9 protein-coding genes and 1 pseudogene are annotated in these 10,182 nt (G+C 61.0%); 2 read left to right on the plus strand and 8 right to left on the minus strand.

Features of this window, described 5'->3' with window-relative positions; genetic code table 11:
• Positions 1-165 precede the first annotated feature (165 nt).
• The 8 genes and pseudogenes from hemF to Q0349_RS05165 all read right to left on the minus strand — a co-directional run bounded on the left by hemF (position 166) and on the right by Q0349_RS05165 (position 8,839).
• On the minus strand, positions 166-1,089 hold the full coding sequence (gene hemF / locus Q0349_RS05130) for an oxygen-dependent coproporphyrinogen oxidase (protein ID WP_298079804.1): 924 nt from the start codon (positions 1,087-1,089) through the stop codon (positions 166-168).
• Between the two features lie 11 nt (positions 1,090-1,100).
• Positions 1,101-1,742 (minus strand): leucine efflux protein LeuE, encoded by a 642-nt coding sequence (leuE, locus tag Q0349_RS05135; RefSeq protein ID WP_298079805.1) that lies wholly within the window; start codon positions 1,740-1,742, stop codon positions 1,101-1,103.
• Complete coding sequence (locus tag Q0349_RS05140; protein WP_298079806.1) at positions 1,739-2,206, minus strand: hypothetical protein; 468 nt, start codon at positions 2,204-2,206, stop codon at positions 1,739-1,741. The genes leuE and Q0349_RS05140 overlap by 4 nt, the downstream gene beginning before the upstream one ends.
• A gap of 11 nt (positions 2,207-2,217) precedes the next feature.
• Positions 2,218-2,781: a GrpB family protein gene (locus tag Q0349_RS05145; RefSeq protein WP_298079807.1), complete on the minus strand. Its 564-nt coding sequence runs from the start codon at positions 2,779-2,781 to the stop codon at positions 2,218-2,220.
• A gap of 50 nt (positions 2,782-2,831) precedes the next feature.
• Complete coding sequence (locus tag Q0349_RS05150; protein ID WP_298079808.1) at positions 2,832-5,081, minus strand: DUF5682 family protein; 2,250 nt, start codon at positions 5,079-5,081, stop codon at positions 2,832-2,834.
• Positions 5,082-5,479: 398 nt separating this feature from the next.
• Positions 5,480-6,008, minus strand: a pseudogene (locus tag Q0349_RS14090) (transposase).
• 81 nt (positions 6,009-6,089) lie between these two features.
• Positions 6,090-7,169, minus strand: coding sequence for an AAA family ATPase (locus Q0349_RS05160; protein ID WP_298079810.1), 1,080 nt, complete (start codon positions 7,167-7,169; stop codon positions 6,090-6,092).
• A gap of 104 nt (positions 7,170-7,273) precedes the next feature.
• Entirely contained in the window at positions 7,274-8,839 is a 1,566-nt protein-coding gene (locus Q0349_RS05165; RefSeq protein ID WP_298079811.1) for a tannase/feruloyl esterase family alpha/beta hydrolase, read from the minus strand.
• 97 nt (positions 8,840-8,936) lie between these two features.
• Here Q0349_RS05165 and Q0349_RS05170 point away from each other — a divergent pair, with 97 nt between their 5' ends.
• Positions 8,937-9,884, plus strand: coding sequence for a cation diffusion facilitator family transporter (locus Q0349_RS05170; protein WP_298079812.1), 948 nt, complete (start codon positions 8,937-8,939; stop codon positions 9,882-9,884).
• A 63-nt stretch (positions 9,885-9,947) separates the two neighbouring features.
• The coding region (locus tag Q0349_RS05175) for a transposase family protein (RefSeq protein ID WP_298079813.1) at positions 9,948-10,182 on the plus strand (235 nt) is incomplete at its 3' end.

The following is a 10,182-nucleotide window of genomic DNA, read 5'->3' on the forward strand; positions in this document are numbered from 1 at the left end:
TGCGGGCTTCGCCCTGCAGGGGAGGGGGATTTTTCAAATTGCAAACAGCCTCTAGAACCGCCCCTACGGGCTTTGCCCTGAAGGGGGAGAGATGCAAATTGTAAACAGCCCTTAGTACGGCGAGGCGGCGCAATGCCGTACAGGGCCTTGTGAGGATTATATAAATCAAAGCCAGTCGCGCGGCTGGAGATAATCCGCCAGCCGCGCCTCGGCGCTGCCCGCAGGCGGCTGGTAGTCGTATTCAAAGCGCACCGCAGGCGGCAGGCTCATCAGGATGGATTCGCTGCGGCCGCCGCTTTGCAGGCCGAAATGGGTGCCACGGTCATAGAGCAAATTAAATTCCACATAACGCCCCCGGCGATAGAGCTGGAACTCGCGTTCGCGCACACCGTAATCCGTGCCCTTGCGCGCCTGGACGATGGGCAAATAGGCGGCGAGGTAGGCCTCGCCCACGCCTTGCGTAAACGCCAGCGCCTCGGCAAACGTCAACTCGTTGAAATCATCAAAGAAAATGCCGCCGATGCCGCGCATCTCGCCCCGGTGCGGCAGATAAAAATAGCGGTCGCACCAGTCCTTGAAACGCGGGTAGAGCGCCACGCCATAGGGCGCGCAGGCGGCGCGGGCGGCTTCATGCCAGGCGCGGCAGTCCTCGTCGAACGGGTAAAACGGGGTGAGGTCGAAACCGCCGCCGAACCACCAGTCGCGCACCGCCTCGCCATCGCGGGCGATAAAAAGGCGGATGTTGGCGTGGCTGGTCGGCAGATACGGATTGCGCGGGTGGATGACCAGCGACAGGCCGAGCGCGCTGAAGGCGCAACCGGCGAGATGCGGGCGCTTTTCGCTGGCGACGGCGGGCAGGTGCGCGCCATGCACCACCGAGACATTCACCCCGCCCTGCTCAATCACCGCGCCGTCTTTCAGCACCATCGTCGCGCCGTGGCCGCCGAGATTGCCGTCCGCGCCGTCGCGTTGCCAGCGGTCGCAATGGAAGGGCTTGCCGTCTTCGGCGGCGAGTGCGGCGGTAATACGTTGTTGCAAGTCGCCGAGAAAGCGGACGAATGCGTCGATGGATTCATTCTGAATGTGCATGGAAATCTCCCCTATAAAGTCGTCATCCATAATTTGACGGCAAAGCCGATAAACAATAATCCTACCAATGCCATACCCAACGCGGCAAGCGCGCGCGAATGGGCAAAGAAACGAATCAGCCGCCCGCCAGCGAAAGCCAGCACATTCAGGTAGGTGAAGCTGATACATTGCAGAATAAAGCCGAGAATAAACAAACTCCACACCGGATTGGGCGCATCGTCGCGCACAAACTGGGTAAAGAAAGAGAGAAAGAAAATAATCGCCTTGGGATTCATCAGGCTTAACGTTAGCGCGCGCTGGAAGAAATGCTGTTGCTGCACCTTTTGCGTGACCGGTTGGGTATTGCGCCGCGTTTGCCAGGCGAGCCAACTGCCCTTGAGCAGATTCAGCGCGAGCCAAACCAGATAAAGCCCGCCTGCCAGTTTGATGGTATGAAAAATGGGCGGGTAGGCTTTCATCAATGCGCCCGCGCCGAAAATGGTCGAGAGAATGAGGACACTATCGCCGAGGACAATGCCGCCAATGGTGCGGTAGGCGGCACGCGCGCCGTATTGCCCGGCAACGCTCAGGCAATACAGCGAATTGGGGCCGGGGACGAGAATAATGGCAATGGCGCCGAGAATGTACTGGTATAAATCATGAATGCCGCTCATCGCGTTTCCTCCCGGCAATAATCCAGTTCGGTTTTGACCAGCGCATAACCGGGGCTGCGCAAATGAACGCAGCGGTTATCGCGGGTGAGAAAAAAGCGTTTTTCCAGAATGTTGCGGTAGGTCAGCACCACCGCTGCGCTGCAATCGCCATTGACCGGGCAGGGCTCAATCTGCTGCATTTCGGTGGCAACGGTCTGGTTGATGCGCTGATAGATAAACAGGGTCGCGGCAAAAGCGGCGAGGTAAATCACAAAACTGGCGAGCAACAATCGCAATCCTTTGAAAGGAAAAGCGGCGCGGTTTGCCATTTTTCGGTAATTGACGGTGAGATAAACCACATAGGCGAGGTAATAGACCGGCAGCATGATGAGCAAGGTGCTCAAATAAAATTCCCCGGCAATGGCACAGGTAATCAGGGCGGCAAGGACAATAATAAAATTGTAGAGAAAATGGATTTTTTGCATGGCGGTTGGGATTAAAAATGTGGCATGGTGCCGCTTTTGGCGCGGGCAGTAATGGCGCGGATGAAGTCGCCTTTGGCATTGGTATAACCATCGCGGTCGTGTTCATACGGTTTCCACAGCGACAGTTTCAGTGCTTCGTATTGCCTGGCAATGGCAGGATGCTCCCGCAGGTAATCGCGGAAATAATATTCGTCATGGTCGCCGGGCAGGCGCAAATGAATGTGGAAAACCCGTTCGGCAAATCCTTCGGGGGTATAGCCCTTGTTGAGCGAGATGCGGGTATCACTTGCCGACATTTGCAAATAACCGTGGGCAAGCAGAATGTTGGCGGCGTTTTGCAGCGTGGCCGCATCCGCCACTTCAATCAGAATGTCGATAATCGGTTTTGCCCAAATGCCGAGAATGGCGGTGCTGCCGATATGGGCAATGGCGCGGATATGGCCATGCAGCAGCTGTTGCAAGTGCCGGGCTTCTGCGGCGTACCAGTCGCGCCATTCATCGCGGTGCGGGGTGAGCTGGATGGGAAAGAGTTGCCAGAGTTCCTGCAGGCTCATTTCCGTGAGCGGTTTGGTCATGGTTTTACGTTTTACATACAGGGTAGCGGGGAGGTGTATGTAAGCGGGCGTTATTCTGTGGCAAGCGGGATACCGAGCCACGCCGCGACGGTTTGCATCGCCGCCAGACCGTGTTCGCTGGCGAAGGCGGTATGGGCGCTGGCGGTGGCGGGGGTTGCGGCAGGGCGGTCGCTGGCGTGGGCGCGTGCCTTGTCGCCCAGTTGGCGGCGTTCGCCGTATTCAAAGCTGCTGAAGGTGCGGCGCAGGAGCGGCAGCAGTTCGGTGAAGTGTTCGGCGGTGAGGCCGCGCAGCCAGCCGTCTACTATCTGCCACAGCGGTTCGTGGATGAGCAGCACCGTGCCGGACTGGTAGAGGAAGCCTTCCAGCCAGTGCGCCGCGTGTTCCGGCGGGTTGGCGGCGGAGAGGTGTTGCGCAAGCTGCACGGCGCTTGCGTCGGCGTCAATGTGTTGCTGGTCGAAGAGTTGTCGCGTGGCGCTGCCAGAGAGCAGCGGGTGCGCGTTGTGCGCGGCGAGGATGGTTTCGAGGAAGCGCTGCCAGTAAGCGGCGAGCGCGGCGTTATTGAGCAGGCCGATTTGGTAGTCCGCCTGGCGGATGGGTTCAAAGAGGGCGCGGGCGCTGTCGTAGTCGATGTTGAGGCAGCCCTGCACGCCACCGGCGGCAAGCCGCGCCAGCAGGGTATCGAGCACGGCCACGAGCGGCGCGGGGTCGTAGTCGCGCACGCTGCCGTAGCGCACGGTGTCGGCGAGGTTCGGCAGGGCGGCGAGAGTGTCGGCGAGGTTGTCGTGGCTGGCGGAGAGGTTGGCGATTTGCGCGGTGATGCGGGCGACGAGTCCGGGCAGGTCGGCGGGGATGACTCGCGCGAGCAGCGCGGTCAGTTCGGCGAGGCTGCCCGCCTGTTGCAGGCGCTCGCTGACGTAGCCGCTGACGGCTGTGGCGAGGGTGTTGCCGTAGATGGCGCGTTCGGTGAGGGTGATGTGCTGTTCGGGCTGATAGAGGTACGACCACGCTTCTTTGTAGGTGCCTTTGCCGCGCACCGGCAGGGCTTCCGCGCCGTCGATGCCGAGCAGGTTCAGGCGGTGGATGAAGATGCTGCGTTGCAGGTCGAGCGGTTTGCGCAGGTCGAGTTCGAGGGTTTTCGCTTCGGCAGTTTCTATGAGGCGCAGTTTTTTGCGCTGCGCGGCGACGTCAGCGATGAGCGGCAGTTGCGGCGTCGCGGCGGGGACGCTGCCGATGGCGTCGCCGACCAGCCATTCGCGGCTGATGAGTTGCAGCACGGTGTCGTCGCCCATGCCGATGATGGCGGTGAGTGCTTCGAGATGGTCGGCAAGGCGCGGCTGGCTTTGTCCGCGCAGCGCGGCGCTGGCATTGGCAAGGCGCACGGTTTCGATGACGTGCGCGGCGGAGATGTCGTGTCCTTTGCCACGCAAGAGGGCGGCGGCGCGGCCAATCCAGCGCACGCCGTCGTCGTCGGGATGCGCCCAGAGGTGGGCGTACCAGGCGGGGGCGGCAAGGCCTGCGCCGTAGCCGCTGTCCAGGCTCAGACGGCTGTTCGTCCACGGTATCCAGGTGCAATCGACTTTGACTTTCGCCAGGCCTTTGAGCAGGGCGTTGTCGTCCTTGGCGGCGGTTTTGGCGACCAGCGCCGGGACGTGCCACGCGCCGCAGACGACGGCGATGCGTTCGTAATTTTTTTCTGCCTGACGCTGCATTTTGCGCATCCACGCTTCGCGCAACAGGTCGCGCGGGTCGGCCTCGCCACGCGCTTCGCGCAGGGCGGTGACGGCTTCATGGACGGCAGCGAAAAGGTCGGCGCTGTCGCGGCGCTGCTCAACCAGCGCTTCCCAGAAGGCTTCACCGTCGGGCAGCCCGGCAATGGCGGCGAGTTCGTCGAAAGGGTCGCCGGAGCAGGGCAGGGCGGGTGCTTCTTCTTGTTCTTCGGCTGCTTCGCTGTCGTTTTCTTCGCCGTCGTCGGGCGCTTCTTCTTCGTAAAGGCTGTGCGCTAGCGGTAAATCGAAGAATTGCAGGGGAATGCCATTTTCGGCGGCGTAGCGCATCGCCTGCCATTCCGGCGAGAAGGCGGCGAAGGGGTAGTAAACGGCGTGCTGCGGCGCATCCGGGCGGTAGGCGAGCAGGGCGACGGGCGGTTGCATTTCCGCGTCGGCAGCAAGCGCGAGCAGCGCATCGGCTTCGGGCGGCCCTTCGAGCAGGATGCAGTCGGGCTGGTAGTCGCGCAGGGCGGCGAGCAGGTGGCGGGCGGAACCCGCGCCGTGGTGGCGGATGCCAAAGTGTTGGGTGGTCATGGTTTTCTCAGCGAAGTGGCGAAGTAGCGAAGTAGGGGCGGTTAGCGAGGGACGAGCGTAACCGCCCGTTGGTTCGTATGGTAATCCACACAAAGCCCTGTACGGTGTTGCGCCGCTGTACGCTTTCAACGGCGCGCCTTGTACAGAATCCTGCGTGTATCGCTGAATTACAGGTTTGGGGCAATATTTTTGGGCAGGGTTCTGAAATATACGCTGCTTCAGAGATAGCCAACCTGCATCGGCGGTAATGTTACGGACGCTACCCCCACCCCAACCCTCCCCCGCTGTGGGTGCTGGCGCACCCTGCGAGGGAGGGGGCAAACTGGCGGTATATCGGCAACGGCTGACTTTGGTCATTCTGTTGTCCGTCAGCATACTTTTCAAGAGACCATCTGTTGTTATTCACCAAATACTCCCGGTTCAATAATGCCGCACCAATTTTCGGGATAGATATTCGTTGCAACATAACGGTGAAAGGTGGAGTACGGCCAGTTTTTGACTTGGCCAACCAAACCATGTTTCAGCGGATTCAGGTGAATATAGTCAAAATGGCGTTTGAAATCAGCTTTATCACGGATGCAATGTTCCCAAAAATGGCGTTGCCAGATTTCCCGACGTTTTTCTTGTTGCAAGGATGCGCCGGGAATGGCGGTTTGGGGCAGGTTACGGCTAAACCGATTTTTTATCAGGCGCCAACGCAGGGAAAAATCGCTGTCGCCTTCGGGCAATTGCCAAATGCAGTGCATATGCTCCGGCAATACGACCCAGGCGATGATGGTAAAGGGATGTTTTTGTCTGACGTTACGCACGCTCTGGCGCAGCAGGTTTATTTCCCGAATGAGCAGGTCATTGTTTTTGGCGTTGCCGCAGATTAACGGTAAAGAACCATGTGCCGCCATTGCGGTAAAAGCGTTTGTAGTTGGCCATATGTTTTGATGTTGGGCAGATTGCCATTTGATTGGAACGGGCGGTTACGGCTTCGCCTAACCGCCCCTACGTTTTAGACGTTTATGCCATGTCGCGCGCGGCGCGGTAGAGGTCTTGCCAGCCATCGCGTGATTTGACCACGGTGTCGAGGTATTCCTGCCAGACGATTTTGTCCTGCACCGGGTCTTTGACGACCGCGCCGAGGATGCCCGCGATGAGGTCGTCCGCTTTCAGCGCACCGTCGCCGAAATAGCCGGAGAGCGCCATGCCGTTATTGACCACGGAGATGGCTTCGGCGGTAGAAAGGGTGCCGCTGGGGCTTTTCAGTTTGGTTTTTTTGTCGGCGGTGAGGCCAGCGCGCAGTTCGCGGAAGATGGTGACGATGCGGCGGATTTCTTCCAGCGCCGGTTTTTCCGCAGGCAGCTTCATCGTGTGCTGGTAGCTTTCCACACGGCTGCGCACGATGTCGGTTTCTTCGTCCAGCGTCGCCGGTAGCGGCAGGATGACGGTGTTGAAGCGGCGTTTCAGCGCGCTGGAGAGGTCGTTCACGCCCTTGTCGCGGTTGTTGGCGGTGGCGATGAGGTTGAAGCCGCGCACCGCCTGGATTTCGCTGTTCAGCTCCGGCACCGGCAGCGTTTTTTCGGAGAGGATGGTAATCAGCGTGTCCTGCACGTCAGCGCCGATGCGGGTCAGCTCTTCGATGCGCGCCAGTTTGCCCGCCCGCATCGCACGCATGACCGGGGTTTCTACCAGCGCCTGTTCGCTCGGCCCTTTGGCAAGCAGTTCGGCGTAGTTCCAGCCGTAGCGGATGGCTTCTTCGCCGGTGCCTGCGGTGCCTTGCACGACGAGGGTGGAATCGCCGGAGACGGCGGCGGCGATGTGCTCGCTCACCCAGCTTTTGGCGGTGCCGGGCAGGCCGTAGAGCAAGAGGGCGCGGTCGGTGGCGAGCGTGGCGACGGCGATTTCCATCAGGCGGCGGTTGCCGATGTATTTGGGCTTGACGGTAAAGCCGTTTTTCAGCTTGCCGCCGATGAGGTAGGTGACGACGGATTGTGGCGAGAGTTGCCAGTTGTCCGGCACGGGGTGGCTTTCTTGTTGTTTGAGTTCGTGCAGCTCTTCGGCGGTTTGCTGCTCGGCGTGTTGGCGCAGGATGTCGTTCATGGGGTTCCTTGTGAAGGTGAAGGGGATGCCGGTTGACCGGGTTAATGGTATCCGGGGTTGGTTGTTAATGCCAATGGCGCATGGGAGGGCGTCAGAATGCGGCTTTACCGGCACTGGTAGCTTTCCGCCTTGCTGGCGTCGCCGCCGCTGTAGCGGGCGATTTTCGGCCAGGCGCAGAGTGGCATTTGCTTACCGTTCTCGTGGGTGGCGGTGAGCTGCTCCGGCGCGGTGTTTTTGTCGTGCCATTGTTCGAGTGCGGTGAGCGGGTCGAAGTCGCTGTAGGCGTCGCCACCGCCGCAGTGGGTCATGCCCGGCACCATGTAGAGGCGGGCGAAGCTGTCCGTGTTGGCGGTGTCTTGTTGTAGTTGGGCGAACCAGTCGCGCTGGTCTTTCGCCGAGAAGACGGGGTCGGAGACGCCGGTGATGATGAGTAGTTTGCCGCCGCCCGCGCGGAAGGTATCAAGAACGGTGCTGACGGCGTCATTTAGCGCGCCAGTCTGGTAGGTTTTCGCCGGGTCGCGGTCGAAGTCGAAGGTGGCGGGGTCGAAGTCCGGGTTGTACGGCGTCATGAAGTATTGGGTGAGCGAGCCGCTGCCGAGGGTGATGTTGCGCGCATCCGGCGTGGCGGTCTGCGAGGAGCCCAGTTTCCACGCGCGCCAGCCGGGCTGGTTGATGCCGCTGTCGTAGTACCAGCCACTGTAGATGGCTTCGCCGTGGCGGTTTTTCGCGCCGTCGAAGATGGCTTTGAGCGCGGCGATTTTTTCTTTGGGCAGGTTGAGGCTGGCGGGGTCGAAGTCGCAGTGTTCCCAGGCGTTGATGTAGCCGTCCTTGAGGCCGTCGTTGGCGTCGCAGCGGGCGAGGACGGCGGCGGAGACGGTGTCAAGGTCTTGTTGGGTAAGCGCGTTGGCGAGTATTTTTTCGCCTTTGTCATTGGCCGGGGCGATGTTCATCAGTTGCCGGGTGTCCCAGACTTCGGCGATGGCGGCGCGCGAGAGGCGGAAGCCGGGGTTGCCGGCGATGACGCCGTCGTATTCGAGCGGGTAGCGTTGCGCGGCGATGAGTGCTTCGCGACCACCGTTAGAGCAGCCCATGAAGTAGTTGTGCGCGGGCGCACGCTGGTAGGCGGCGTGGATGAGCGCTTTGGCGACGGTGGTGGTTTTGCCGATGGCCTGGTAGGCGAAGTCCAGCCGTGCCTGTTGGTCGGCGCCGAAGTCGGGCGTTGGCGTCGGGTGGCCGCCGTCCATGCTGACCACGGCGTAGCCGCGCATCAGCGCCGGGGTGGCGTGGGTTTCGCGCCAGGGAATGCTGCCGACGGCCGGGGCGACGAAGCCGTCCACACCGCCGCCGCCCTGGAAGAGGAAGCGGTTGTTCCAGGCAGCGGGCAGGCGGAGCTGGAAGCGGATGCCGTAGGGCTTGCCATCCGCGCCGGTGCGCGCACCGTATTCGCCTTCGATGAGGCAGTGCGCCCCGGCTTTTTGGCTGTTGGCGGAGCCGCCGGTGAGGGCGGACATTTTGTCGGCGGCAATGTCGCCGTCGCTCCATTCGGCGCGGTCAATGCGGGTGTTGGCAACGGCGGTGTTTTTCAGCGCGGCGCACTGGGCGGCGTCAAACTGCGCCAAGGCGGGCGCGGTGGCGGTAATGGCAAGGGCGAGCAGGGTTTTGCGGGTCATGCAGGTTCTCCGTGGTTGAAAGGCTGGGATTGTACCCCGTAACGGCGGCGGCGCGAGCTTCGGGTAGAATCGCGGCAAACCACCACCGGAGTCTGTCATGTCCCACGTTCACACCCACAACAAAGCCGTGCTGAAAGGCGCGCTGTTGCTCATCGCCGCCTTCATGCTGGTCGAGGTCGCAGGCGGCCTGCTCACCAACAGCCTCGCGCTACTCTCCGACGCCGGGCATATGTTCTCGGATGCGCTCGCGCTCGGCCTCTCGCTCGCCGCCTTCTACTGGGGCGAGCGCCCCAACACGCTGCGCAACACCTACGGTTTCCGCCGCAGCGAAATCATCGCCGCCGCGCTAAACGGGCTGACGCTCGCCGCCATCGTCCTCTGGATAGTGATTGAAGCGGTGGGGCGGCTGCTGCACCCGCCGCAAGTCGCTTCCACCGGGATGCTGGTGGTGTCGGTGCTTGGCCTGCTGGTGAACATCATCGTCGCCGTGTGGATGCACCGGGGCGGCGACATTCACGGCAATCTCAACATGAAAAGCGCCTACCTGCACGTCTTGGGCGACCTGCTCGGCTCGGTCGGCGCGATACTGGCGGCGCTGCTGATGCTCGCCTTCGGCTGGCGCTGGGCCGATCCCGTCGCCAGCCTGCTGATTGCCGCACTGATTGGCAAAAGCAGCTACGGCGTGCTGAAAAGCGCGCTGCACATCCTGATGGAAGGCAGCCCGGCGCATATTGATGAGGCGCGGCTGCTCGCCACCCTGCGCGCCGCCGATGGCGTCATCGCCGTACATGACCTGCACCTGTGGACGATTACCAGCGGCCTGAACGCGCTCTCCTGCCATATCGTCGTCGCGGGCGACCTCTGCGTGCGCGAAGCGGAAGCCATCGTGCAGAAAATCGCGCACGAACTGGAACACCACGGCATCCAGCACAGCACCATCCAGACGGAAAGCGAGGCGCACGGCCACAGCGACAGCCTCGTCTGCACCTGCGCGGCGAACGGCGGCGCGCATCATCACCATGACCATGAAGGGCATCATCATTAGACTTCTTTCCAAACCAGGAAAATCGGATAATTATTCATGACATCACATTAATTTTGTCAGGAAATGAAATACGAAGAACTCAAAATGCTGCCACCTGAAGACTTTCGCCGGTTTTGCGGTGTCAAGCCCGAAACCTTTGCCGCAATGCTCTTGGCCTTGCAGGAGGATTATCAGAAAAAGCATAGACGCGGCGGCAGGGAGGCACACATCAGTCTCGAAGATAAGTTATTGATTACCATGACTTATTACCGGGAATACCGCACGCAGTTTCATATTGCCGCCGAATTTGGCACAACAG

The organism is uncultured Cardiobacterium sp. (assembly GCF_938028185.1).
Taxonomy (GTDB): Bacteria; Pseudomonadota; Gammaproteobacteria; order Cardiobacteriales; family Cardiobacteriaceae; genus Cardiobacterium.

Coding starts and splice junctions, on each gene's coding strand:
- hemF (WP_298079804.1), bottom strand. CDS start 1,089: ATGCACATTCAGAATGAATCCATCGACGCATTCGTCCGCTTTCTCGGC.
- leuE (WP_298079805.1), bottom strand. CDS start 1,742: ATGAGCGGCATTCATGATTTATACCAGTACATTCTCGGCGCCATTGCC.
- Q0349_RS05140 (WP_298079806.1), bottom strand. CDS start 2,206: ATGCAAAAAATCCATTTTCTCTACAATTTTATTATTGTCCTTGCCGCC.
- Q0349_RS05145 (WP_298079807.1), bottom strand. CDS start 2,781: ATGACCAAACCGCTCACGGAAATGAGCCTGCAGGAACTCTGGCAACTC.
- Q0349_RS05150 (WP_298079808.1), bottom strand. CDS start 5,081: ATGACCACCCAACACTTTGGCATCCGCCACCACGGCGCGGGTTCCGCC.
- Q0349_RS05160 (WP_298079810.1), bottom strand. CDS start 7,169: ATGAACGACATCCTGCGCCAACACGCCGAGCAGCAAACCGCCGAAGAG.
- Q0349_RS05165 (WP_298079811.1), bottom strand. CDS start 8,839: ATGACCCGCAAAACCCTGCTCGCCCTTGCCATTACCGCCACCGCGCCC.
- Q0349_RS05170 (WP_298079812.1), top strand. CDS start 8,937: ATGTCCCACGTTCACACCCACAACAAAGCCGTGCTGAAAGGCGCGCTG.